Origin of the sequence: Akkermansia muciniphila (assembly GCF_040616545.1) — a bacterium.
Lineage (GTDB): Bacteria > Verrucomicrobiota > Verrucomicrobiia > Verrucomicrobiales > Akkermansiaceae > Akkermansia > Akkermansia muciniphila_E.
On the sequence record NZ_CP156688.1, the window covers coordinates 2742378 to 2766515 of the forward strand.

Annotated in this window: 18 protein-coding genes; 8 read left to right on the top strand and 10 right to left on the bottom strand. The window is 57.9% G+C overall.

The window, feature by feature from the left end; genetic code table 11:
• Nucleotides 1-383: 383 nt before the first annotated feature.
• Nucleotides 384-3563: an AsmA-like C-terminal region-containing protein gene (locus ABGM91_RS11085; protein ID WP_354832329.1), complete on the bottom strand. Its 3180-nt coding sequence runs from the start codon at nucleotides 3561-3563 to the stop codon at nucleotides 384-386.
• Nucleotides 3564-3753: 190 nt separating this feature from the next.
• On the opposite strand from ABGM91_RS11085, the gene ABGM91_RS11090 reads away from it, so the two are divergent.
• The gene (locus tag ABGM91_RS11090; RefSeq protein ID WP_354832331.1) at nucleotides 3754-4452 is read left to right on the top strand and encodes a pirin family protein; all 699 of its coding nucleotides are present in this window, start codon (nucleotides 3754-3756) and stop codon (nucleotides 4450-4452) included.
• 74 nt (nucleotides 4453-4526) lie between these two features.
• Here the strand turns inward: ABGM91_RS11090 and ABGM91_RS11095 are convergent, their stop codons facing one another.
• Nucleotides 4527-5090, bottom strand: coding sequence for a DUF2062 domain-containing protein (locus ABGM91_RS11095; RefSeq protein WP_354832333.1), 564 nt, complete (start codon nucleotides 5088-5090; stop codon nucleotides 4527-4529).
• Between the two features lie 160 nt (nucleotides 5091-5250).
• Between ABGM91_RS11095 and ABGM91_RS11100 the strand changes: the two genes are divergently transcribed.
• A complete protein-coding gene (locus tag ABGM91_RS11100; protein ID WP_354832335.1) occupies nucleotides 5251-5979 on the top strand; it encodes a TlyA family RNA methyltransferase in 729 nt (242 codons plus the stop codon).
• An 85-nt stretch (nucleotides 5980-6064) separates the two neighbouring features.
• Here ABGM91_RS11100 and ABGM91_RS11105 read toward each other — a convergent pair whose 3' ends face one another.
• From ABGM91_RS11105 to nagB, 3 genes are all read right to left on the bottom strand, one after another.
• Entirely contained in the window at nucleotides 6065-6802 is a 738-nt protein-coding gene (locus tag ABGM91_RS11105; RefSeq protein ID WP_354834868.1) for a nitroreductase family protein, read from the bottom strand.
• Between the two features lie 9 nt (nucleotides 6803-6811).
• On the bottom strand, nucleotides 6812-7504 hold the full coding sequence (locus ABGM91_RS11110) for a type 1 glutamine amidotransferase domain-containing protein (RefSeq protein WP_354832337.1): 693 nt from the start codon (nucleotides 7502-7504) through the stop codon (nucleotides 6812-6814).
• 602 nt (nucleotides 7505-8106) lie between these two features.
• The gene (gene nagB, locus ABGM91_RS11115) at nucleotides 8107-8850 is read right to left on the bottom strand and encodes a glucosamine-6-phosphate deaminase (protein WP_354832339.1); all 744 of its coding nucleotides are present in this window, start codon (nucleotides 8848-8850) and stop codon (nucleotides 8107-8109) included.
• A gap of 496 nt (nucleotides 8851-9346) precedes the next feature.
• Here nagB and ABGM91_RS11120 point away from each other — a divergent pair, with 496 nt between their 5' ends.
• Both ABGM91_RS11120 and ABGM91_RS11125 read left to right on the top strand, forming a co-directional pair.
• The gene (locus ABGM91_RS11120; RefSeq protein ID WP_354832341.1) at nucleotides 9347-10531 is read left to right on the top strand and encodes a class I SAM-dependent rRNA methyltransferase; all 1185 of its coding nucleotides are present in this window, start codon (nucleotides 9347-9349) and stop codon (nucleotides 10529-10531) included.
• Nucleotides 10532-10851: 320 nt separating this feature from the next.
• Nucleotides 10852-11133, top strand: a complete 282-nt coding sequence (locus ABGM91_RS11125; RefSeq protein WP_102711411.1) for a KH domain-containing protein — start codon at nucleotides 10852-10854, stop codon at nucleotides 11131-11133.
• Between the two features lie 18 nt (nucleotides 11134-11151).
• On the opposite strand, the gene ABGM91_RS11130 is transcribed toward ABGM91_RS11125, so the two are convergent.
• On the bottom strand, nucleotides 11152-13620 hold the full coding sequence (locus ABGM91_RS11130; RefSeq protein ID WP_354832344.1) for a hypothetical protein: 2469 nt from the start codon (nucleotides 13618-13620) through the stop codon (nucleotides 11152-11154).
• Nucleotides 13621-13869: 249 nt separating this feature from the next.
• Between ABGM91_RS11130 and ABGM91_RS11135 the strand changes: the two genes are divergently transcribed.
• Together ABGM91_RS11135 and ABGM91_RS11140 are read left to right on the top strand one after the other, a co-directional pair.
• Nucleotides 13870-14880 (top strand): hypothetical protein, encoded by a 1011-nt coding sequence (locus ABGM91_RS11135; protein WP_354832346.1) that lies wholly within the window; start codon nucleotides 13870-13872, stop codon nucleotides 14878-14880.
• A gap of 7 nt (nucleotides 14881-14887) precedes the next feature.
• Entirely contained in the window at nucleotides 14888-15784 is an 897-nt protein-coding gene (locus ABGM91_RS11140) for a hypothetical protein (RefSeq protein WP_354832348.1), read from the top strand.
• Nucleotides 15785-15947: 163 nt separating this feature from the next.
• On the opposite strand, the gene ABGM91_RS11145 is transcribed toward ABGM91_RS11140, so the two are convergent.
• Together ABGM91_RS11145 and ABGM91_RS11150 are read right to left on the bottom strand one after the other, a co-directional pair.
• A complete protein-coding gene (locus ABGM91_RS11145) occupies nucleotides 15948-17261 on the bottom strand; it encodes a class I SAM-dependent rRNA methyltransferase (RefSeq protein WP_354832350.1) in 1314 nt (437 codons plus the stop codon).
• Complete coding sequence (locus tag ABGM91_RS11150) at nucleotides 17258-18163, bottom strand: sugar nucleotide-binding protein (RefSeq protein ID WP_354832352.1); 906 nt, start codon at nucleotides 18161-18163, stop codon at nucleotides 17258-17260. Before ABGM91_RS11150 ends, ABGM91_RS11145 begins: the two co-directional genes overlap by 4 nt.
• An 82-nt stretch (nucleotides 18164-18245) precedes the next feature.
• On the opposite strand from ABGM91_RS11150, the gene ABGM91_RS11155 reads away from it, so the two are divergent.
• Nucleotides 18246-19205, top strand: a complete 960-nt coding sequence (locus ABGM91_RS11155; RefSeq protein ID WP_354832354.1) for an enolase C-terminal domain-like protein — start codon at nucleotides 18246-18248, stop codon at nucleotides 19203-19205.
• 102 nt (nucleotides 19206-19307) lie between these two features.
• On the opposite strand, the gene ABGM91_RS11160 is transcribed toward ABGM91_RS11155, so the two are convergent.
• Together ABGM91_RS11160 and ABGM91_RS11165 are read right to left on the bottom strand one after the other, a co-directional pair.
• Nucleotides 19308-21485 (bottom strand): family 20 glycosylhydrolase, encoded by a 2178-nt coding sequence (locus ABGM91_RS11160; protein ID WP_354832356.1) that lies wholly within the window; start codon nucleotides 21483-21485, stop codon nucleotides 19308-19310.
• 110 nt (nucleotides 21486-21595) lie between these two features.
• Entirely contained in the window at nucleotides 21596-22039 is a 444-nt protein-coding gene (locus ABGM91_RS11165) for a hypothetical protein (RefSeq protein WP_215428117.1), read from the bottom strand.
• Nucleotides 22040-22217: 178 nt separating this feature from the next.
• Between ABGM91_RS11165 and ABGM91_RS11170 the strand changes: the two genes are divergently transcribed.
• Nucleotides 22218-23591: an MATE family efflux transporter gene (locus tag ABGM91_RS11170; protein WP_354832358.1), complete on the top strand. Its 1374-nt coding sequence runs from the start codon at nucleotides 22218-22220 to the stop codon at nucleotides 23589-23591.
• The last annotated feature ends 547 nt before the right edge of the window (nucleotides 23592-24138 follow it).

A 24138-nucleotide genomic window follows, 5' to 3' on the forward strand; every position in this document is an offset into this window, starting at 1 on the left:
AGAGTTGAGAGTGGAGCGGAGACGCCCGCTCTCCATCCCTTCAGGGCCGTTCCGGGGTTATCCGGGACGGCCCTGTTGCGTTGTGATGAAGGGGTCTTTCCCGGAGAAGGAGGACGGAATAGACCAAGTGGACTCCATGGACAAAAGAGAAGAGAAAAGGTGTTCATTTTGTCCATCAAGTCCATTCTGTCAACTATTTCCCCGGCTCCACTCTCCACTCTCCACTCTCCACTCTCCACTCTCCACTCTCCACTCTCCACTCTCCACTCTCCACTCTCCACTCTCCACTCTCCACTCTCCACTCTCCACTCTCCACTCTCCACTCTCCACTCTCCACTCTCCACTCTCCACTCTCCACTCTCCACTCTCCACTCTCCACTCTCCTACCTTCTCCGCGCGGGAGCGGCGGCAGGAGGAACAGGGGCCTTCCCGCCGGAGAACGGCGCAAAGCTCCAGGAAACATTGCTCAATGGTCCTGTGCCGCGCACCTGGAACAATCCCCCGGCCAGCAGGAAGACGGGGGAGGTGATCAGCCCCGGCAGGCCGCGAAGCCTGAGCTTGAAATCTGAATTGACCTGTAAATCGGCAAGGCGTATCCAGCCGCCCCCTTCCAGGGACATGTTGCTGCCTCTGGCGACGAAATTGCTGGTACGGATGTAGCCCTTTTCTATGGAGAAATCACAGTCGGCCCTGGTGATCTTGTAATTGATCAGATGGCCCAGCCCGGGAATATAATTGGAGAGGGCTTCTCCCAAAAAGCCGAACAGGGGAATTTCCACCAGGTCACCGTGCACCAGCGCGGCTTCCCCCTTAGCCTGGATGGAGTTCATGTTCCCTCCCTGGGATGAAAATTCAATGGCTCCGTGCACGGTGGCTTTCTCCATTTTTTCTCCGTAAGACCTTCCGATGGAGGTCAGGTTCATGTCCTGGAGCACAAAGGAGCCGTTCAGGGCGTCCCCCTTGTCAATCTGCGCCAGCACGCGGCCCGTAAAGGAACCGTCCCAGATGGTTCCCTTCAGTTTGTCCACAACCACCCACTCCGGAGAAATCAGTATTTCCCCTGTGGCCCTCCCCAGGTCCAGCGTGGTTCCCAGCAGGGGATAGCGAACGCGCCCCGCGGAGGCGTCAAAACGGATGCGCCCCTTCATCAGCTTCATGTCGTCCCCCATGGGGAACATGCCGCCGCCGGAAAGCGTCACGGGCCGCGTAAAGACAAACTCCTTCAACACCTCCGCGGCGCTGTCGGAAAACATGCGCAGGGTATAGCCGGGGTAGGCCTGCCCCTCCATGCCCAGCACTTCCACCGTATCCTGCACGAAGCGGAAGTCAATGCTCTTGGCCTTGAGCGTGCATTCAGAGGGGCCGCCGGACAAGCCGGCTGAAGACAGGTACGCCCCGTTGGAAACTACCGTCGTCACGTCGGTCAGCAGTAACTGGTCCGTTACCAGATGGGCATCCGCCCGGGCGGACTTCAGGTCCACCCCCTTGTACCGGGTATTCGTGGCGGAAGCCGTGGCCTGGATGTCATACGCCTTTTCCAGATTGTACAGCCCCAGCGTTCCCTGGAAGGAAAGCTCCAGCCCGGAATCCTTGCGGAACACGAAGCGGCTCATGAAAAAGTCGTCATCCTCCATGCCCAGCAAATGGTCAATGGTACCCAGAGGCACCGTGGACTGCCCCATCACGAACATCTGGCCGTCCAGAAAACCATTGGCGAACAATTCAAAAACGCCCTTTTCCATCTCTATGCGGCAATTCTGCACAAAGAGCTGGTTGGGACGGTACTCCACCTCCACATTCGCCGTCTTGACGGGAATTTTATTCCACGCCAGGTTCTCCGCATTGATGCGCGCCCGGACCAGCGTAGGTTCCACGGGCTTTCCTTCCGGAATGTCCAGCCTGCCGTGCACCCTCAGAACCGCTTTTTCCGGCAGCTTCAGCTTCTCCGGCACCGGCACCAGGTTCCCCCCCAGTGCTACCAGCAGTTCAGGCTTCAAATCCGATTCCAGCGTAAAAACAAGGTCAGTCCCCAGGTAACTGCCTTCCAGCTTCACGTGGCCGTCCTCCCTCGCCAGGTCCAGCCCGGTGACGTTGATGGAGCGGCCGATCAATTCCCCCCTGGCGGAGGCGGAGGCGAATTCCACCCCCTGGTAGGATATATCCGTCACGGCGGCTTCCACCTGCAGGCGGTCCACCCGGAGCGGCCCCTTCCAGTCACTGCCCATGCCTACGGTGCCGTATACCTTCAGTTCGGGGTCTCCCTTGATCTCCAGCGTGGGCGGCAGCTTCACGTCCTCAGGGGCAATGGAGCGGGCCATGTCCAGCATGGCGTGCATGGGCAGCGTGCTGTGCACGTCCACCTTGATCTCCCCATTCACGCCCATCACCTTGCCGGAAAAACTGCCGCCGGGGTGGCGGATATCCAGATCCGTCACATAAAAGTTGCCGTCCTCGTAACTGAAATCGCAGGAGGCCCGCTGGAACTTTTCCCCCAGCACGGAAAAGGCCCCCATGGAGCCGGAGCCCATCATGTTCACATGCTCCACGCCATCCCAGTTCTCCGTGAATACGGCACGGCCGGAAACCTGCACATGCGGCTCACTCAGGAACTTCATTTCACGCGGCACCAGGGCTTCGTCAACAATGGCCACGGCCCAGGACACCAGGGGGGCCGTGCTGCGCACATCCCAGATCAGGGAGCGTTTTTTCAAATCAGCCTGAAGGGAAAGATTCACGAAGCCCGCCGTTTCCGCATCACGCATGGTGAAGCGCTTGGCCATGATGACGGAATCCGCGTAATCCCCGCTGAACTGAAAATCCCTGACCCGGATTTTCCCGTATCTCAGGGAAGGAGCCTGCAAATCCATCCCCACGCGTACCCCTCCCTTGGGATCATCGCTCAGGCTGACGGCCAGGGCGGGCGGGGATTCTTCCGGCCACTTGACGCGGTCCAGGTATTTCAGCACCTGGTTCAGCTGTTCCCTGACGGCAGCCATGTCTCCGGCCGTCAGCGTAAAATCTCCGGAGTCTCCCTGCCCGATGGAAAAAGCCCCCTGGGCAGTCACACGGATGCCCTGCACCACGGCGTCCGCTTTCACAATATCCACCATGCCTGGGCGCCCCAGGTCCAGCTCCGCATTCAGCCCCTTGGTGGAAAAAACTCTTTCCGGCTTTTCCGCATCCACGGGCAGCGTGATATCCAGCCCCTTCACATTCAGCCGTTCCGGAGACACGTTCCCGTCTATCAGCTCCTTCCAGTTCAGGGCCACATCCGCCTCATGCAGCAGGGCCACGGGACGGCGCGCCTCCGGCGGAGCCTCCGGGTCCAGCAGGGACACCTCCTTCAAGGTGACGACGGCGCGGGGCCACAGGGAAATTTTCAGCGTCTCTATATGGACGGGAATGCCTTTTTCCAGAAGGGCCTGCTCCACGCGCTGCACCACGAAGGATGGAGCCCCCCAGATGGCGACATAACAAATGCAGCCCAGCACCATGGCGCACAGCAAAATAATCACCGTGGGAACCAATCCCTTGATCCATCTCATGAGTGTCCGCTGAGCCATACGCCTTGCCTTGTTTGTACAGGTGCCTCCATAAGTTACCTTAAAAGAAGAGACATTGCACCACCAATTTGTGTTGCCAATTTATTTTACAACTCCGGAAATGCTGTCATCCGCCTTGAACGGCCCGGCGTTCCGTCCGGTCAAACTACAGACCGGATGAAACCCGGCTTAAACACCAACCCCATCAATCATGAACATCATTATTGACCGTGCATCTTCCCGTGGACATGCCAATCACGGGTGGCTGAACACGTACCATACGTTCAGCTTCGCCAATTACTTTAATCCGGACCGCATGCAGTTCGGAGCCCTGCGCGTGCTCAACGACGACACGGTTCTCCCGGAAGAAGGCTTCGGCACCCATCCCCACAAGAACATGGAGGTGATTTCCATCCCCCTGAAAGGAGAACTCCGCCACGGGGACAGCCTGAATAACAGCCATACCATCACCCGCGGAGAAATCCAGGTGATGAGCGCCGGAACGGGCATCCAGCACAGCGAATTTAACGGCAGCTCCACGGAACCCCTGGAATTCCTGCAAATATGGGTCATTCCGGACCGGGTGAATACGCCCCCCAAGTACCGGGATTACGACATCAAGCCCCTGCTGAAGCATAATGAGATTTCCACCTTCCTGGCTCCGGAAACGGACATCTCCATCATGCAGCAGGCCTGGTTCTCCTGGGCGGAGCTGGACCGCGGCGTGGAGCGCGAATACAAATTCAAGTGCCAGAACACGGGGGTGTACGTCTTCGTGATAGACGGAGAAATCAAGATCGGAGACACAGTGCTGCACCGCCGGGACGGAGCCGGCATCACGGATACGGACTCCATCACCATGGAGGCCCTCCAGAATTCGACCGTTCTGCTGATGGAAGTGGCCGTCTGACCTTTCCGGCTCCGCGCCATGGGCGCACGCACCTTCCGGACCCGCCTGCCCTGAAAAGCCGGCGGGTTTTTGCATTACTTCCCGCCAGCCTTGCTTCTGCTGCGCAGGAAGTGGCCCGCTCCCCATGCAAGCTGCACCAGCCCGTAGCACAGGAAACCCAGCACCACGCTGGAAACAATCCAACCCGTCAGGAACTCCAGGCTTACCATGCCGATGCTCAACCCGTCAAACGGAGCCCAGGACCACTGCTGCACCCCCGTTTTCAGCATCTGCCAGTTTGCCCCGGAGGTGGGAAGCCCCACGCTGGAAAAAAGGAACCACCCCAGCCACCACTGGCCCGGAATGGCAAAAAAGGTGAAGCCGGGAGGGGAAAGCCACGCCATCAGAATGGCTACGGGGATATTCCCCTTGCGCCACAGGCAGGCAAACACGCCCCACAGGCTCTGCATGGGCAGCGGGGCAATCGCCGCCGCGGCCCCCCAGCCGGCGCCCGTAGCCACGGACTGCCTGTTCCAGGACCAGTAAACATGGTCAAAAATCCTGGCGGAAAGGAACTTGCTGGTCCACGATTTCTTACGCACTTCCGTCAGCAGGTAGAGCCTGACCTTGCGCATTAATTGCCTGTAGCGGTGTTCCATTCGCCGGAAAGTCTCATATAAATCCACGCTGAATCAATGGTAAAATGCTCCAGCGCGCGCCATGGCGCAAATTTGCAGCCAATTGTCCTCTGCGCGCGGTTTTTCTTGATTCTCCATGCGGTTTCATGAAATACCTGCGTACGCACCTTTCTTACGAATTATGAGCAAGCAACGACTCGACGTCCTTCTGGTTTCCCGCAATCTCGTAGAATCCCGGGAACTGGCCCAGAGGCTCATCATTGCCGGAGAGGTGAGCGTGGGCGGCCACCCCTCCACCAAGCCGGGGCTCAAGGTCAATGAAGACGCGGAGATCACCATCAGGAACCGCCCCCGCTACGTCAGCCGCGGCGGCCTGAAGATGGAGGGAGCCCTGAACGCCTTTCCCGTCTCCGCGGAAGGCAAGGTCTGCCTGGACATCGGCGCGTCCACCGGAGGCTTTACGGACTGCCTGCTCCAGCACGGAGCCATCAGGGTCCACGCGATCGACGTCGGCACCAACCAGCTCGTCTGGAAACTGCGGCAGGACCCCCGCGTCATCGTAAAGGAGAAATTCAACGCCCGTTACATGACCCCGGAAGACATCGGGGAGCAGGTGGACCTGATCGTTTCCGACGTTTCCTTCATCTCCCTTAAAAAAATCCTGCCCGCAGCCTTTCCCCTGCTGAAGGAAGGCGGGGACGCCCTGGTGCTCATCAAGCCCCAGTTTGAGCTTCAGCCGGAAGACATCGGTCCCGGCGGCATCGTCCGGGACCCGGCCCTGCACCAGCGGGCGGTGGATTCCATACGCGTCTTCGTCACGGAGGAGCTGAACCGCACCTGGATGGGCTGCGAACCCTCCCCCATCACCGGAACGGACGGCAACCATGAATTCCTGGCATGGCTCAAGTAGCCCAAGCCCTGTTCCTGTGAGGCATACCGCGCCCCCGGAAAGCCGCAACAGGCGGTCCGCCGCCGGCCAATCTTCACCGGGCAGGTCAGAGCCTGTGGTACACCTCATCAAACGGAACTCTGCACCGCTCTCCCCAGATGCCTTTCTCTCCGTCCCGTATGCCGCAGGGAATCACCATATTGATCCCGGCGCCATGGGGCAATTCGAGCAGCTTTTTCATACGCTTGCTGTCAAATCCCTCCAGCGGGCACGTATCATACCCTTCAGCGGCCATGGCGATCATGAACGTCTGGGCGGCGAGGGCGCAGGACTTGTTGACCGTAACGCGCACGTCACACTCCGAGACTTCTCGCATCATGGGGCGGAAAAGGCCGATGGCCCTGGCCAGCAAAGTGCGGAAAGCTCCCAAAACGCCGCCACAACGCGCATAAAGGAACGGCATCAGCTTCCCATAGTATAATTCCCGGTCCCTGATGCGTTTGGCCTGGCGTTCCTCCGGGCTGTTCCTGCGGATGTTTCCACGCTCGAATTGGAGGACGAATTGCGCCCGCTGCCGGTACAAGTCCTGCCGCGTCACGAAAACGACTATTTCCGAAGCCGTGGCGGCAGCCGACTGGCCGAGGCAGGCCCCGGCAATGCGGGCGATCAATTCAGGCCGGGTGATTTGGAAGAATTCCCACAGCTGCATGTTTGAACTGCTGGGAGCCAGGGTGGCCATTTCCAGGCAGCGCTTTACCTTTTCAGGGTCCAGCGGTTTATTCTTATTGAATACCCGTACGGCCCTCCGGTAATTCAAGGCTTCTTCCAAATTCGTAACGTTCACCGCCAACGGCTATTGGTTAAACCGGCTCATGACCGTTTCAGCCATTTTTTCAGAACTGAACGGGTCCTGGCCCGTGATCAGGTTTCCGTCCGTCACTACTTCCGGCATCATCGGAATCAATGACTTCTTGTAATCCGCCCGGCGTTCCTTCAGCGCGGATTCCAGATCGAAAGGCACCAGCTTTTTCTTTCCGGCCAGGCCTTCCTCAAACCAGCTGAATCCCGTGACCTTTTTATCTTTTACCAGGTATTCTCCGTTTGAGAGTTTCACGTTTAATAATCCGCATACGCCGTGGCAAATGGCTCCAACTACTTTATTGTTTTCATAGTGGTCTTTGATGAGCGTTTGCAGAACGGCGTTATCCGGAAAATCGAACATCGCGCCGTGGCCCCCGGCCAAATAAATGCAGTCGAACAACTCTCCGGAAACATCATCCAGGCTTTTCGTGTGCCGCAGCACGTCCCGGAATTCGGAATCGTCCCAGTATTCTTTGGAGACTTTGTCCATGTACATCGTTTTCAGGCTCATGGGATCAACCGGGGTATCGCCTCCCTTGGGACTGGCAATGACGATATCGTATCCCCGCTTTTTCGCGCTGTCGTACATGTGGGTAAGCTCACTGAGCCATAATCCCGTTTCTTCTTTTCCGTCCGGAAACATCCCGGTTCCGGTGACAACCATTAATATTTTCATTTGTTTCATCTCTCTGTTTTTCCTGTTCTATATAAAAGCCGGCCATCATCTGTAATTCCTGAATGAATTATTAATTACACACTGCCGGACATATTTTATTTTTCATCTATTGGCAGTTTCACCATGCACGGAAAATGAAACCCTTGTCAATGCGCCACTTCATCCTAATAAAAAGGCGCAGCCGGTTAAATGTCCAGCCCGCCGCTCTTCTTTTAAAGGAAATCCTTAACAGGAATTCCGGGAAACCTCCGGGCTTCAGAACCGCCTCCGGAGACAGGAAAATATGCCGCACCAAGCCTCAAAACACTTTTATTTCCAACACAATAAACAAGAACCGCACCCCTTTCATCCCTCCGGCCCGGCCATGGAGGGAAAAAGGGATTCTCTCCATTTTCCCCCACCCCGCGAACGCCGGAACAGCCCCGGCGGTTCCGCGCCTCCCCCAATGACACGAAATCTTCATTCACGGAACCGGGCCGCGCGAACATGCGGCGCTCCTCTCCGGCGCCAACCCGCCGGAAAAAGAAGATTCCGCCTTCCTTCATTCCATCAAAAACGCCGCCTTCCCACGGAACCGGGAAAGGCGGCGCAGCCGTTGCTGAAACGGAGAATTAAAGCTGGGAAGCGGCGCCCTTGTCCAGAAGGAACTTGGCGTTCGGGTGCTTCTGCAGGTAGGAGGCGGCCACATCCACCGTCACGGGCCCCTGAACGGCCTTCTTCACGATGGAAGCCTTCTTTTCTCCCCAGGCCATCAGAGCCACTTCACGGGCGCCCATGATGGTGGCCACGCCCATGGTGATAGCCGTGGTGGGAACATGTTCCACACCGCCGAAGGCGGGGCCGGCGTCGGAGCGGGTCAGCTCGTCCAGGTGCACCTGGCGGGTAATGGTGGTATCATCGGAACCGGGTTCATTGAAGCCGATGTGGCCGGTGCGGCCGATGCCGAGAATCTGGAGGTCAATGCCGCCGCAGTCCTTGATCTTCTGTTCATACGCGGCGCAGTGGGCGGCAATTTCATCACCCTTGACGGTGCCGGAGGGCAGATTGATGTTTTCCGGCTTCATGTCAATGTGATTGAACAGGTTGGTGTGCATGAAGTACCAGTAGGATTCCGGATGGTCGTGGTCCAGGCCGCTGTATTCGTCCAGATTGAAGGAGATGACGTTGCTGAAGGAAAGGCCTTCCTCCTTGTGAAGACGGACCAGTTCCGCATAAAAAGGCAGCGGGGTGGCGCCCGTGGCAAGGCCAAGAACCACGTTCCTGCCTTCAGCGGCGCGCTTACGGATGAGTTCCGCAACTTCTCCTGCCAAAGACTTGGCAGCATCCTGGGGAGTTTCAAAAGTTTCTACTTTCATAACGCGCCGCATTTTACCGTGCAGGGAATCTTTTTCAATGGAATAGTCCCGGAATCATGCACTTTGATGCGCTTGAGCGGAAAATTCCCGGAAATGGAAGCTTCCCGGTCCCGGGTAAAGCGGCCAGGAAAAAAACGCGGGTGTTTGATTTGCAAGGGCCGGGAAACCGCGTTGCGGCCGGACGGAATGCGTAGCATGAAGCCCGGAGGGTGAATGAGTCTGAAAGACGAATGAATCAAACCCTTGTTCCCGGCAGCGCGGCTTCAAGCTTCCCTTTCCGTTTAACCGGTTAAACGGCCTTCATGCCTGAAATTACTCCGAAGCGCGGCGGAAGGGCTTATTTTCTCCCTTCCGGTCAGGGCACAGGAACTACGGAAAAGAAAAAACGCCCCTTTCCTTGCCCCCCGCCCTTCGTCACGGCAACCGCCGCTCTTGCGCGCCCCTGCCCGCATTACCCTTGAACTTTCCCCCCTGATCATGTATTGCCTTTCCTGACATGGCAGGTTTGATTATTTCTCCAAGGGCACGCCTTTTCCAGGGGCACGACTGGGTTTACGGCACGGAAGTGCGCAAGGTGTTCGGCAATCCCCAGCCGGGGGACGTGGTGGCGCTGAAGGATTTCAAGGACCGTTTTCTGGGGTCCGCCATGTTCAACCCCCATTCCCAGATCGTTGCCAGGCGCTTTTCCCGCCGCAAGCAGGAACTGGACGGAGACTTTTTTTCCCGGCGCATCAGCCAGGCGGTGGAACTGCGGCGCCGGTACCTGCCGGAAGAAACGCTCACGCGCCTCGTCTGGAGCGAGTCGGACGGCCTCCCCGGCCTGATCGTGGACCGTTACGCGGATTACCTGGTCGTGCAGACGCTGACCGTCGCCATGGAACGCCGCCTTCCCATCATCCTGAACGTTCTGGAAGACCTGCTCTCCCCCAGGGGGATCATCGTCAGGAATGATTCCCCCATGCTGGCGGCGGAAGGCATTGAGCCGTCCGTCCGCGTGGCGCGCGGACAGGAGCCGGAACCCTTCGCCGCACGCAGCGGAAACGTGCAGTTCATGATTGACCTCCAGACGGGACAAAAAACCGGCCTGTACCTGGACCAGCTGGACAATTATGCCGCCGTGGCCCGTTTTGCCCGCGGGCGCCGCGTGCTGGACTGCTTCTGCAACCAGGGCGGCTTTGCCCTGGCCTGCGCCCTGGAGGGGGCTGCGGAAGTCACGGCCGTGGACGTCTCCCAGGACGCCATGGACGCCGTGGCGCGCAACGCAAAGCTGAACGGCGTCTCCATCCAGTGTGTTACGGACAACGCGTTTGACTTCCTGAAGAAGGAGGCCGCCCTTGTCCGGGACGGCGGGGAGCACAAGTGGGACCTGATCATTCTGGACCCTCCCTCCTTCACCAGAAACAAGAAATCCGTGCATGACGCCATGCGCGGGTATAAGGAAATCCACCTCCGCGCCATGAAGCTTCTGGCGCCGGGAGGCATCCTTTCCACCTTCTGCTGCTCCCACCACGCCGGGGCGGACCTGTTCCGGGAAAGCGTTCTGGACGCCGCCATTGACGCGCCGGCCACCCTGCGCCTGGTACAGCAACACGGCCAGAGGCCGGATCACCCGGTTTTACTGAACATTCCGGAAACGGAATACCTTAAGGGGTTCACTTATGAACTGCTTCCCGGCAGATGATTTCGTTACAATGACAATATCCTTCCCTCCGGTCTGATATTGTAAAGAATACGATGCTGTTTTTCCTGAATAAAAACAATCGTTTCAATGAAAAAATACTTGCTTATCCCCTTTTCCTGTCCTATATTGCGTTTCGAGCAGGTGAGCGCTCGTTAAAAAAGCTCTCTGGATCTTAACCGATCCAGTTTCATAGGGTAGTTGGGGCGCCCCGGTCGTTTTACGACCGGGGCGACTTTCTTTTTCAGGGAATGTCTGGAATTGCATCTTTTCAATCAGGGAGTTTTATAGTAGGGTGATTGAAATAACCCACATTTCCCCTCATGCATCCTGCCGTAGAACAAATCCGCCAGTACCTGCAATTGATCGCCCTGCAATTCGTGCAACACCCGGAACAGGCGGAATTGCGCGTTGCGGAATCCCCGCAGGGAGACGCCGTCCGCTTCCGCCTGATTCTGGAGAAAACAGACGTGGCCCGCATCATTGGCCGCAACGGGATGACGGCCTCGGCCATCCGCTCCCTGGCCAAGGCGGCGGGGGAAAAGCACGGCCTCAAGGTCATCGTGCACATGCTTTCCCATGAGGAAGCGGCGGAACAGCCGTAAGGCCCCCGCTTCCCCTTATTATAATTCCACATCCAGCACCAGGGCCAGCAGATTGAACGGGTCCGGCGTCTCCACCCGGAGGGCAAAGGAAGACTGCTCATTCATGCCGTAATTGTGGATCATGCGCACGTAGCCGGAATAAGGCTCCTCCACGCCGTACCTGCCGGGCTGAAAATCCCTCCACGCATCCGGATGGCCCGTGCCGTACCGGAACTTCAGGGAGCTTTCGTGAAGCAGCGCCCTCGCACCAAGCTGCTTTTTAAACCTGCCCAGCGTCTCAAGCGTTTCCAGGGGCATCGTCCTCACCTCCGCCGGGGCGGCCAGCCCTACGGACACGGTTTCTCCGTCCCTCCTGCCGGGGCAGGCGGCATTCCCCTCCCCGTCAACGCTAATGGGCATCCATGCGCCGTCCCCGTCCAGCAGGACGGCACCGCATCCCGCCAGATGGCCCAGCCCGGCCAAAGCCTCCCTCCGCACCACGGCCTCCGTGCAGGCGTCCAGGCAGGCATTGCCGTCCGCCAGGCGCTCCACGGTGATGCAGGCCTGTTCCCCCTCTCCGCGCGCCACGGCAAACCACACATCCTCATCCGGCGTATCACGGGAGCCGCGCAAAGCCGCCACGGACAGAATGCGGCCATGTTCCAGGCGGTGGGCGTGCCACGCCACCACGTTCTGCTCCCTGTTCAGCGTCATGCACACGGCAGAGCCGTCCCCCAGCACGCACCAGACATGGAACGCCGTGCTCCTCTGCACCGTCCAGTCCACAATCCCCGCCTTCAGCAGATGGCCGGACAACAGGCTGACGTCCCGCGTCTGGTAGCCGTCCGCCTCCAGGGAATAAAACAGTTCCCGCACCATCATGCCCCCCTGCTGGACAAAGAGGAGGCTGTTTTCCACCGTCAGGGCGTCCAGGGAGGCGGAACCCACTCCGGAATGGCGCTGGAATTCAGCATTGGCCGCGCTCAGTCCTTCCGAGTTGGAGGCGGACAGCCGCCACTCCCCTTCGCTGGTGCCGATCATCAGCCCCCGCAGGGAGGCAATCCAGGAGATGCGGTTCTGCTGGGAGGCCGCCATCGTCAGAATCATGGCGGAATCCGCCGGAATGCCCGGAGCAAACGCGGAAAAATCATCCACCCGGCTGGCCCACAGCGTCTGTGGCTGGCCGGGAGTTCCGCCGAACCACAACCGCCCCTGGTGGAACTCCACCGTGCACGGATACCCGTTCCGGACGCCGAATGCGCCAAAGGACCAGTCATTGGTCTCGCAATCCCCCAGCACGTAGTAGGACAGGTGAAGGGCGTTCGTGAGATAAACGCTGCGGGGGGAAACGTATTCCTCCACTACCATTTCATGGTCAAAGGACCCGGCGGAGGCCCGGAACACGGGCGTTCCCGTGGAAGCGCCGTTCCTGTACGCCATCAGGCGGATTTTATAATAGGATAATTCCTCTTCATGGCCGCTCAGGGAAAAATTGTTCCGGAACCCGTCCTTCTGCTGGAAGCTCTTCACGGAGTGCCAGACCAGGGAGGGCTGGCTGGGGAGGTAATTGGAACCGTCCGGATACCCCCGGCACACTTCCCACTCCGCATCCCAGGTGCCCGTCGTTTCCAGCGTCCACGCGCCGCTGACGTAAACGCGCGCGCTGGCGTCGGAGCCCTTTTCAAAAAAGGCCGTGTACCTCTCCGGGCGGTTCACGCCGGGCTGGTAGTTGGTCTTCCTGCTGAAATCCCGGATGCACGTATAAGACTGCCGCCAGCCGTCCTCCCGGTCCATGGAAAAAGTCTCCCCCTTGTAAAGGTCCCGGTCCAGGTTTGTCAGATGGTAAAAGGGCATCTGGGTTCCCTCCACTACGGATTCCCCGTATTTCCGGGTAATGCGGAGAAACTCCCTGCCCTCCATTTCCGGCGTGAAAACGTCGGCGTCCGCACTGGCCAGCAATCTGGCGGCATTCCCTTCCCTCACCGTCCGGCATTCCAGCCTCACGGCATTGAACAGGGAGCTTTCATAAGGCATGCCGGAAAACTCCAGCGCCTCCAGCCGCCAGTCGTCGTCCGCATGGCGGGAGAGCGTCATGGGCGGAGTGGACGGCTCCACGCAGTAAATCACATCATTCAGCTGCTGCATCCGGAGGTTCCGGACCTGTTCGTCCGTCTTCCACGGCGTACGCGTTTCCAGCACGCCGCCCTCCGCATCCCGCAGAGGCGCGCCGTCCTTGAAATAACGGATGTAGCCCCGCCCCGCTTCCAGCATGAACTGCACGCCCGTGGAGTATTTGAAGGAGACCAGCCTCACGGCCCCCTCCGTGCATCCCGCGCGGGCGGCCAGACGCGTTCCCGGCCTGCGCCGGAGGCCGCCAAAGGGGCTGACCAGGAAATTCATCAGCCGGGAGGCGCCCCGGGACACAGGGTCCAGGTCCGCACGTCCGGCCAGCCACGGGGTCAACTCCCCGGCAGTGAAACTGAGCCGCTGTAATACTTGTTTTGCCATATTCCTCCCCACCAAAGCAGAAAGGAGGAAAAGCCGTCAACACGCCTGAAAGGTGATGCAGAAAACCGCCCATTTCAGATGCCGTCTGTTTTGATCCGTTTGAACGAACTATATCCGGAACAGGCTAATATCACCTATTGGAATCAAGTTTTTAACAGGAAACACTCATTAAAATTTCCAAAAAACTTGACAAATAATCATATTTTAGATCTCATTTACTTATAAAATAATTAACTGTTATCCTATATAATGCCACTTTTCCTATCTTCATCGCTCTCCCGTCTGCTGGTTCTCATCTTGGCGGTACTGTTCAGTTCCGGTATTCTACGGGCAGATAAAGAGGAAGAGGACACTTTAGAAGAAACCGGGCAAGAAGCCACCGGCCCCCTTAAAATCAAATCACAGACAAAACTCTGCTCCGCAGATTACTATATCAAGGGTGGAAATGGAGACAAAAATGAGGATAAAAAGAGGATAAACATTGGAATTGGAGAAGAAATCACTTTTCTGCTTGTCGGCAAACCGAAAGGCTCCATTAAAGAACTTAAATGGAACATTGAAGGAGATGGATTCAAAAAAACCAATTTAGACCAATTTACAGGAAACTTAAAAATTTCCTTAATTGCAAAGAATGATTTAAAAAAAGACACAACTGCTAAAATCAAAGCGGAAACAAGTGAAGGACTTCAGACAGCAATAACGATTAATATAAAAGTTCCTAACAAAATAGAAGGGAAAAAATACACGGGCATATTCGAAGGCTCCGATGGTCAATCAATTAATGTCAGCGATTACCAAATTCCGGCAGGCAGACACGGGGTCATTGGATTCATTGAAGTAACCTTGTCGCCTACGGATGTAAGTTTCAAGAATATTAATGTTATTGAAAAAGACGGAGGACTTGGGTGGAAAGGAAAAGACAATGGCAAGCCCAAACCTGCTCTGGCTTCCGGCCATACCGGAAATGGAGCTGGAAAAATCGCTAGAATACAAGATAAAAACACGTTTTATGATTTTGTCAGTGAATTGGAGGATATCATCGTCGTTCTCGACACTATTAAGAAAACCAACGAAAATCCTCAAGAATTTTGGTGGGTATGTAATGCTCATGTCTATTTGAAAGACCAAAAGAAAGATCTGTTCCGGCTCGGTACGACAAATCAGGAATTTTATATTGAGGCTTTCTTGAAAGAGATAGCAACAAAAACGATCATCAAAAAATTTAACGTTACCTTTGAAAGAAACAGCAACGACGGTTAGAGTTACTATGAAAACAATCTCATTTCTATTTTTTTGTTTTGTCTTCTTCACCATCGGTTGGAATACAAATGCCGATAATTTTACTCTGGAAACTCCAGAGTGCATTGAACAATACAAAACGTCTCCTGACGCCATCAAAAAGCTGAATGCCATACTAAAAGACAATCAGATTAAATCCTTTTACAATGAAGCAGAAAAAAACGAACTTACTTTCAGCATCACAACGAAAGATAATGTTTATACTGAACTGAAAAATAAAATATGGTACTGCTATCTCGTAGCTACGGCTCCTGTTTTTACTTTTAAAACATACAAAGAAACGGAACCGGATATTGATATAGACGATACGGCGGATCTTAGCCGTAAATCCATGGTATGCGGCTTTCTTGCAAAGTATATAGGACTAATCCGGGATTCCGGAGAAATCAAGGAATCTCTCAAAAAAAAGACCATCCGGCGCCTTCTGCTCCCTTATTACGCACACATTCTGAAACAATTTAAAAATGCCCACGAGCAAAATCCTTATAATATCACCGAAACCAAGGAGCAGGGTGAACATAAAAAAGAAAACACCATTTACGTCACCTCCCGAAAACAGATGGAAGAAATTTTTACCCGCATAAATGAAATCGCAGATGGAAAATCCTTCATCAATGCAAGAAACATCATCGTAGAGGACGAAGTCAACTACCTTGAGAAGGTTTTTATGGAACTCCTCGTCGCCGAATTTCCAGGTACATATGCTAAGGTAGAGGATTTTCTTCTTAAAGCCGGATATTCCAGGGAAGACATTCCCGGCCTAATTGACCGCACCGTTGGACGGGATGATAAAACCGATTTTCTATACCAAGGCAAGCACCGGATTGAACATGACCGGCTTTTTAAAAAGAAGAGAAAGAAATAAAAAATCCGGTTCTTCCCTTAAAAATATCCTTCCGAGAATGGATATAGTTTTCTACCTAAGTAGAACCTCCCCCCCTAAAAAGGAATCCAAGGTATCTCCTCCTTCCCTTTCCCGGCCCTTGCTTTTGCAAGACGTGGAAACGGTTTGAATATCCAGTCCTCCCCTACAGGGCAATGGCCCACAGCACCTTCAGGTAGCGGCCTTCCGGATAAGTGCTCAGGAAGGGGTGGTCCCAGCCGGGGCCGGTCATGGCCATGATCTGGAGCTTGCGCCCCTGCCGCTGGGCGGCCTTGATGACGGTCTGTTCAAATTCCGCGGGGGAAAGCAGCCCGGAGCAGGAACAGGTGACGAACAGGCCGCCGGGCCGCACGCACTGCAAGCCCAGCATGTTGAGGTCATGGTACTTTTTGATGCCTTCCTCGTATCCCTCCCGGCCGATGATGAATTTGGGCGGGTCCAGCAGCACGGCGTCAAACAGGCGTCCGTTGCGCACCATCTGGCGCGCGTAGACAAATGCGTCCGCATGCACGAAGTCAATGCGCTGCTGGTTGATGTTTCCATTCCTCTTGGCCATGGCGATGGCCTTTTCATCCAGGTCCACGCCCGTGACTTCCGCGGCGCCTCCCAGCATCTTGGCGGCAATGGAAAAGCCGCCGCTGTAGCAGCACAGGTCCAGCACCGTGGCCCCCTTCACCAGGGAGGCGAATTTGAGGCGGTTGTCCCGCTGGTCACAGAAGAAGCCCGTCTTGTGCCCCTGGGCGAAGTCCACTTCATAAGTGATGCCGTTTTCCACAATCTTCACCATCCGGACGGGAGCCGGGGATTCCGGGGCGTCCTCCGCGCGGATGCCTTCCATGCGGGCAATGCTCTCGTCCACCTGCACCACGTGGCGTTTGGTGCCGCACAGGCGGTGCAGCAGGGGCAGCCAGCGGTCCAGACGCTGCCAGACGGCCAGCGTGCTCACCTCCAGGCTCAGCACGTCCGCATAACGGTCCACCACCAGGCCGCCCAGGCCGTCGGAGTCACCGTGCAGCACGCGGTACGCGTTAGTGGTTTCATCCAGGCGCAGAATGTCCCTGCGCAGCTTCACGGCGCGTTCCAGGGCGGCGTCCAGGTCCCGTTCCGTAAAGGCGTCCTTCCCGTGGTATACCACGCGCAGGGGCGTTCGGCTGGCTTCATTCCAGAAGCCGGCGCCGAAGAGTTCCCCGTTCTTGTCATAGACGTGCACCAGGCTTCCCGGAGCTATTTCCCCGCTCACGGAGCCGAGCATGCGGGGGAATACGGCCGGATTGTACGTGAAGTACTTCAGTTCCACCCACGGCGTGAGCCATTGTTCACTGCCTTCCGGTGATTTGTTGACAAAAGAGGCCTTCCTGGGGGCCGTGCGCGGGCGCGGCCCCTGCTGGGAACGCCGGTCCCGGTAGGAGGGCCTGGGGCGGGAATCACGGGCGTCACGGGGATTGCGGAAATCATTCATGAGATTCGGGAGAGAAATGTTGGATCTGAGGCATAGCGAGCCACGGCCAGGTCAATGGCCTCTTCATACGTCCTCACTGGCTTCTTCATCAGGGAAGCGAGCCGTTCGCAGGACATGGCGGTATGCCGGGGCCGAGCATCCCTGAAACCGGCCTGTTCGTCGAGCTTTTGTTCCGCCACGGGCGGCAAAGAAGGCAGAAGGCCATGCCTTGCCGCGCTTTCCAGCGTCTTCACGGCATATCCGTGCCAGGAAACCGGCTCCCCGGACTGGCACAGGTGCAGCACGCCGGACGCATCGCTTTCATACATCAGGAAGCGCAGCCAGCCGCACAGGTCCTCCACCCAGGCGGGCATGGACCATTTGTCCGCCACGGCGGAGAGCGGTTCTCCGTTCAGCGCCTTGCGCAGCACCATCTCCGGAAAGGAGGGGCGCTCCGGATTGCCGAACACCCAGGAAACGCGGGCAACCAGCGCCTCCGGCATCTCCTCCCGCACGCGGAGTTCCGCCTCCAGCTTGGATTCTCCGTACACATTCACGGGGCGGCACTTTTCCGCCTCCGTTTTCAGGCCTCCCCTCCTGCCGTCCAGCACGTAGTCCGTGCTCAGATGGATGAAGCGCATGCCCTCCAGGCGGCAGATGCGGGCCATCATCTCCGGAGCCATGGCGTTCACGCGGTGCGCCGTCTCCGGATCATCCAGGCAGGCCTCCAGGCCGCTCACGGCGGCGCAGTTCACCACATGGGTGGCGCCCGAGGAAAGCAGCACGTTTTTCAGGACTTTTAAATCCTTTAAATCACAGGCGTTCCGGCCGCACCTCACCACTTCCATGCCTTCTTTTTCCAGATGCGCCGCCAGGCGGCTCCCCACCCGTCCGCCCGCCCCAAACACCAATGTCCTGTACATGACACGGAGCTTAGCCTTTCCCCCTTCAAAATCCAATGGAAAACCCTTTTTCATCGTGACAAAAGATTGAAAGGCTGTTTGAATGAAAGTTGTGTTTTACCATGAATATTCTTTAACGGCCTGCGGTCCGCTGAACGCCAGAGCCGCGGAAGTTTGCAGGAAGGGAGCCCTCATTAAAACGGATGAAGGCGGGTACGGCTGCATCCATCCCTGGCCGGAGCTGGGGGACGCCACGCTGCAGGAGGAACTGGACGCGCTCAGGAAGGGAAGCCCCCTGCCGCTGGGCGTCCGCGCCGTGGAGTGCGCCCGGACGGACGGAGAGGCGCGCGCGAAGGGAATCAGCCTGTTTGACGGCCTCCACATCCCCGCCAGCCATGCCACGCTGCCCTCCTGCGTCAGCCCCGCCACCATCCGCATCATGGAATCCAAGGGGTTCAAGGCAGGAAAAATCAAGGCCAGCCCCAACCTGGCGGCCGCCCTGGAACGGCTGACCATGCTGGCCTCCATGGTCCCCGCCTGGCGCTGGCGGCTGGATTTCAACGGCTGCCTGAATGAAAACGATTCCCTGAAGTTCTGGAAATCCCTGCCCCACCACCTGAAAACCCGGATAGACTTCATTGAAGATCCGTGCCCCTTCTCCATCCAGAGCTGGGAACGGCTGGTGGACGCCGGAATGCCGCTGGCCCTGGATATGGGTTCGGACTCGGAGCACCAGCCGGCCATCTCCTCGGACCTGCCCATCATCCGCATCGTCAAGCCCGCGCGGGAAGCCATCCCCGCATATCTTTACGAAGCCCCCGTCTTCACCACCGTCATGGACCACCCCGTGGGGCAGCTCTGGGCCGTTTACCAAGCGGCGGATTATTATCGCAACGCCCTGCCCACGGAAATTCCTCTCTGCGGCCTCTGCACGCACCTTCTGTTTGAACCGGACCCCTTCATTGACCAGATGGGCGGCATGAATCCGCAGGTGGCCGTACCCGCCGGAACGGGCCTGGGCTTTGACGGGATGCTGGAGGCCCTGCCCTGGAAAAAACTTTAACGGCGCGCCGCGCTTTCCCGGAACCCCGCACGGGCACAAAAAAGGCATGAAGCGGAACGCGCTTCATGCCTTTGTCATTTACCGGAACAGCCGGGAAACCCGTTACCTGGGCTCCGTGGAGAACTTCAGTCCGGGATATTCCTTCACGTTGCAGCCGGGCGTTTTGGGATTCACCTGCACCGGAACGAACGTGAACATCCACCGGCGCGCGGAATTGTTGCTGGGGCTTTTCACCAGCACGCGGTTCCAGCCCTTCTTGAGGGGAATCATCGTGGGCTCGCGGAAATGGTAGTTTTCATCCACCATCACGCCGCCGTTATGGGGCTTCTTCCATTGCGGGGGATCAATCTCCTGCCCGTTCACGAAGAACTTGGGATTTGCGTGGAACCACTTGCCGGGAACGCTCGCCGGGCCGTTGCGCCAGTCGGATGTGGCCCAGGTATGGCCGCTGATCCAGAAGGGCACCGTCTGCGCCTTGGGGGAATAAATGTACGTCTGCGCGTAATAGGTATGGTTCTTGTGGGGGTAGGCCCCCATCTTCGCCCCGTTGAACAGCGTCGGGAAATCGCAGTAATGCTTGAAGATGATGGTGGCTCCCGTGTAGGCATCCTTGGACCACTCGTAGGTGACGCCGTCAATCTCGTAGGAATCCTTCATCTTCCCGGTCTTGTTGTCCGCCTCCGGGGCAAACTCCGTTTCCGTCTTTCCGCCGTTGGGGATGGGCCCCAGCAGCTTCCACGGAATATGGGCCTGCCGCACGTAATTGAACTCCTTGTTCACGAAGAAGCGGTCCCGGATGGCGAGCACGCGGTTCTCGTACTCCGCAAACCCTTTCAGCAGCGGGTCCCCCTGCACCGGAAGGTTGGAGAAATACTTCATGTACTCGTCCTGGTTGGGGTCTCCCTGCACCTTTTCATGGGGATTGTTCCACAAGGGTTCGGAAACGAACGCCATGCCTGCGTAAACGGGCGTCTGGAGAACCTGGTTGCGCGGGTCCGTGATTTCCAGGTCCGGGAAGGAGCACAGCATCATGCCCAGGCCGTCCGCATTCTGGAACGGGCACGCCCGGCGGAAATACATGGTCATGGCCGTTTCAAACGGATCAAGGTGGTTCAGGTAGGTCTCCAGGGAATCCACGTACCTGGCTCCGTTGGCAGGCCACGCGCCGCGGTTCTGGCGGCCGGACCACAATTGCTGGATGGAGCCGTTATAGCCTTTCGGAGTCAGGCCGGGGTGCCACCTCATGGGCGTACGGCCGCAGGACTCCACCGCATTGATGTACTCCTTCAAAATATCATTGTTCACCTGCTCGTCCTTGCCGTGGGCCTCATCCGTGCCGATGTGGATGATAGGCATCTTCTCCCTGGGCACCAGGGAGCACATCTCCTTGATGAGGGCCACCAGGGCCTTGGTGGCCTTCTCATCGCTCATCTTTACGTTGAGCGCCTTGCGGAACGCCTGGCTGTGCCCCGGCATGTCCATCTCCGGAATCAGCAGGATGTTGCGCAGGCGGCAGTACTCCACCAGCTGCTTGAACTCCTTCTGCGTATAAAACTTGCCGGGCATGCGCGTAAAGTTCCTGGGATCATTCAGCTCCGGATAAATCTTGGACTCCAGCCGCCAGCCGGGATGTTCCGTGAAATGGAAGTGGTACACGTTCAGCTTCAGCTGCGCCATGGAGTCCAGCTCCTGCGCGATCAGGGGGAGGGGCATGTAATTGCGCCCCACGTCGTTCATGAATCCGCGGATTTCAAAATCCGGCCAGTCCACGATGTCGCACGCGGCAACCGTGGTGGTTCCGCCGCGGCGCAGAAGAAGCTGCTCCAGCGTCTTCATGCCGTAATAAAACCCCTTGGTGTCCCTGGCCGTGATCAGCGCGCCTCCGGGAGTCACGCGCAGGGAGTAAGCCTCCTCCTTCAGCTTGGGATTCTCCGTCCCGGCCTTCACCTCCCCTTTCACGAACTTGATGGCGAACGCTCCGTCCTGGGCCACCTTCACCCGGTGGTCCGCCAGGAAGGACTTCAATTCGGAAACGATAAACTTCATCTGCTCCGGATAGGAAGTCCTGGACGGCGCGGGAGCCAGAATCCGCACGGACTGCACGGGTATGGCCTTGCCGTCCCAGCGTAGTTCCTGGGGCTTGGGAACCAGCGGAGGCTGGTCGGCCGGAAACAGTCTGTAATTGGCCCCCGTGGCCGGAAAGGAAGGAGCGGTATCCTGCCCCCACGCCCCGGCGCACGCCATGCACATCCATGCCAACGATAACAAGAGAAACTTCATGCGGCTAATAATACGCCCGGAAAGCCCCCGTCCTGTCAAATCCATCGTGCCGCATTCCGCGGAAAACGGGCCTTTTACAGCAGTTTTTGCAAAAAGACCAGTACCGGAGCCTACATGACGGAGGGCGCCTGCACCGGCTGCACGGCGGGACGGGCGTCCGTCTCCCCGCTGATGCCGTTCACGGCCACGCCGTGGCGCACGACGTAAAGCCCCGCTTCCTCCTCCGTCTTCCCGGCCGCAAAGCCCCAGTAATAATTGCTCCGGTCATGGTAGCACGCCCATTCCCCGCTGATGCCGGGGCGGGCCTCCATCAGCAGGGAATAGGAATCCGCCGGGGAAACCTTGAAGCCGCGGGGCGTCTCCAGCCCGGAGGAGGGAAAGGAGCTGATGTCCCCCCTCCAGACCAGATCCAGGGGGGAGGAAGATATCAGGCCGTCCGCAAGACGGGTGCCCGCCAGCATCTGCCCGGTGCCGAGCATGGGCAGGCATGAGGCGTACAGAAGGGTGGTTCCGCAGACGGCGGCGCAAAGAACGGAGCGAAGGGATAAAGACATGGCAGGTTCCTGGAAAAGGCGGAAAGGAATCAACTACCAAAAACTTCCCCAGTCAATCAAAAACAGGCCTTCCGGCCGCTGTGGCGGAAAAATGCCCGCTCCCCGGACGGGTGGACAGCTTGACAACCCCTCCGCGCATTTCTATAGTTTGCCTCCCGTCTGAAAAGGAGGTCCGTTCATGGCAGCCCAGTCACGCAACATCGCAGAGTTGGAAAACGCATCCGTATGGCGTCTGCTGGTCCAGTACTCCCTGCCATCCATCGCCGGCATGGTGGTGTACTCCCTGTACAACATCATTGACAGCGTCTTCATCGGCCACGGGGTGGGCCCCCTGGCCCTGTCCGGCCTGGCCGTCACCTTCCCCATCATGAACCTGACCTTTGCCCTGGGCACGCTGGTAGGCATTGGCGGAGCGGCCATCAGCTCCATCCGGCTGGGCAAGAAAGACCAGGAGGGGACGGAACGCACGCTGGGGAACGTCCTCATCATGAGCCTGATCGCCGCCGTGGTGCTGGTGGTTCCCACACTGCTTTTCCTGACGGAAATCCTGACCGCCTTCGGAGCCAGCGGACAGACGCTCACGTACGCGTATGACTTCATGCTGGTCACCCTGCTGGGGCTGCCCGTCACATACGTCTTCTTCAACCTCAACCACGTCATGAGGGCCACCGGCTACCCCAAAAAGGCCATGGGCTCCACCCTGCTCTCCGTGGGGATCAATATCATCCTGGCGCCCATCTTCATCTTCTGGTTCAAATGGGGAATCACCGGGGCCGCCGTGGCCACCCTGCTGGCCCAGGTCACCGGCATGGCGCGCGTGCTGCTCCACTTTTCCGACGCGGCCAGCACGGTCCACTTCCGCAGCGGCATCTGGGAACTGCGTAAGGCCATCGTCACCGGAATCCTGTCCATCGGCATGGCTCCGTGCCTGGTAAACGTCTGCGGCAGCGCGGTCACCATCGCCATTAACAGGCAGCTGGCGGACCACGGGGGAGACCTGGCCATCGGGGCCTACGGCATCATCAACCGCATCCTCATCCTCTTCGCCATGCTCGTCATCGGCCTCACGCAGGGGATGCAGCCCATCATCGGCTACAACCACGGGGCCATGAAGCCGGGCCGCGTGCTGCTCACGCTTAAATACGGCGTCCTGGCCGGGACCGCCTTCACCACGCTGGGCTTTCTGGCCTGCGTGCTCTTCCCCCGCGGCATTGCCGGACTGTTTACGGATGACGCGGCCCTCATCAGCCTGGCGGCCAACGGCCTGACCATCTGCGTGCTCGCCTTCCCGCTCATCGGCAGCCAGATCATCATCGGCAACTTCTTCCAGGCCATCGGCAAGGCGCGGCTCGCCATCTTCCTTTCCCTGACGCGCCAGATGCTCTTCCTGCTCCCGTTCCTGCTGGTACTGCCGCGATTCTGGGGCCAGGACGGCGTCTGGGCCTCCCTGCCGCTGGCGGATGTGCTCTCCTTCATCGTCACCCTGCTCTTCATCCGCCGGTTCCTCAAATACTACCGCCTGAAGAACAGGCACTACCTGCCCCAAGCGTAAGCCCCCGGCGTGTGACACAAGCCTTCCGGGGCCTTCCTTCGCTGCCGCCCAGTTTCCCTCTGGCTGCCGCAAAAGCTTGCGGAGTTCCTTCCCGGCAGGAAGAAAGCATGGTTTGCTGGTTTACAAGGGCCGGGAAACTGCGTTGCGGCTGGACGGAATGCGGAGCATGGAGCCCGAAGGATGAAAGAGTCTGAAAGACGAATGAGTCAAACCCTTGTTCCCAGCAGCGCGGCCATCAGGAAACACGGGGGAAAGGACATACCACCATGGCGTGAACGGCAAACGGCCAGCCGGGAGCGGAAGCTTCCGGCCTTCGTGCCTCTTTACCGCAGCGCAGAGAAAGGAGTTTTTTTCCTTCCCGGCGTCCTGCTTTATTTCAGTTTCCGCAAGGGCCGGAGGCGCTTCATCAGGCCTTTTTCATCCATTTTTTACAGACATAACCCCGGCAGTATGCCTAACGCGCGGCGCGTTAGGGACTCTATTTTGTTGACGGCTTCGTGTGAATTCATCATCCGGAGCCGGGTCCGGGAGCAGCCGGGGAACCTGT

Coding starts and splice junctions, on each gene's coding strand:
- ABGM91_RS11170 (WP_354832358.1), top strand. CDS start 22,218: ATGGCAGCCCAGTCACGCAACATCGCAGAGTTGGAAAACGCATCCGTA.
- ABGM91_RS11130 (WP_354832344.1), bottom strand. CDS start 13,620: ATGGCAAAACAAGTATTACAGCGGCTCAGTTTCACTGCCGGGGAGTTG.
- ABGM91_RS11095 (WP_354832333.1), bottom strand. CDS start 5,090: ATGGAACACCGCTACAGGCAATTAATGCGCAAGGTCAGGCTCTACCTG.
- ABGM91_RS11100 (WP_354832335.1), top strand. CDS start 5,251: ATGAGCAAGCAACGACTCGACGTCCTTCTGGTTTCCCGCAATCTCGTA.
- ABGM91_RS11150 (WP_354832352.1), bottom strand. CDS start 18,163: ATGTACAGGACATTGGTGTTTGGGGCGGGCGGACGGGTGGGGAGCCGC.
- ABGM91_RS11120 (WP_354832341.1), top strand. CDS start 9,347: ATGGCAGGTTTGATTATTTCTCCAAGGGCACGCCTTTTCCAGGGGCAC.
- ABGM91_RS11135 (WP_354832346.1), top strand. CDS start 13,870: ATGCCACTTTTCCTATCTTCATCGCTCTCCCGTCTGCTGGTTCTCATC.
- ABGM91_RS11085 (WP_354832329.1), bottom strand. CDS start 3,563: ATGGCTCAGCGGACACTCATGAGATGGATCAAGGGATTGGTTCCCACG.
- ABGM91_RS11125 (WP_102711411.1), top strand. CDS start 10,852: ATGCATCCTGCCGTAGAACAAATCCGCCAGTACCTGCAATTGATCGCC.
- ABGM91_RS11110 (WP_354832337.1), bottom strand. CDS start 7,504: ATGAAACAAATGAAAATATTAATGGTTGTCACCGGAACCGGGATGTTT.
- ABGM91_RS11160 (WP_354832356.1), bottom strand. CDS start 21,485: ATGAAGTTTCTCTTGTTATCGTTGGCATGGATGTGCATGGCGTGCGCC.
- ABGM91_RS11145 (WP_354832350.1), bottom strand. CDS start 17,261: ATGAATGATTTCCGCAATCCCCGTGACGCCCGTGATTCCCGCCCCAGG.
- ABGM91_RS11165 (WP_215428117.1), bottom strand. CDS start 22,039: ATGTCTTTATCCCTTCGCTCCGTTCTTTGCGCCGCCGTCTGCGGAACC.
- ABGM91_RS11155 (WP_354832354.1), top strand. CDS start 18,246: ATGAAAGTTGTGTTTTACCATGAATATTCTTTAACGGCCTGCGGTCCG.
- nagB (WP_354832339.1), bottom strand. CDS start 8,850: ATGAAAGTAGAAACTTTTGAAACTCCCCAGGATGCTGCCAAGTCTTTG.
- ABGM91_RS11090 (WP_354832331.1), top strand. CDS start 3,754: ATGAACATCATTATTGACCGTGCATCTTCCCGTGGACATGCCAATCAC.
- ABGM91_RS11140 (WP_354832348.1), top strand. CDS start 14,888: ATGAAAACAATCTCATTTCTATTTTTTTGTTTTGTCTTCTTCACCATC.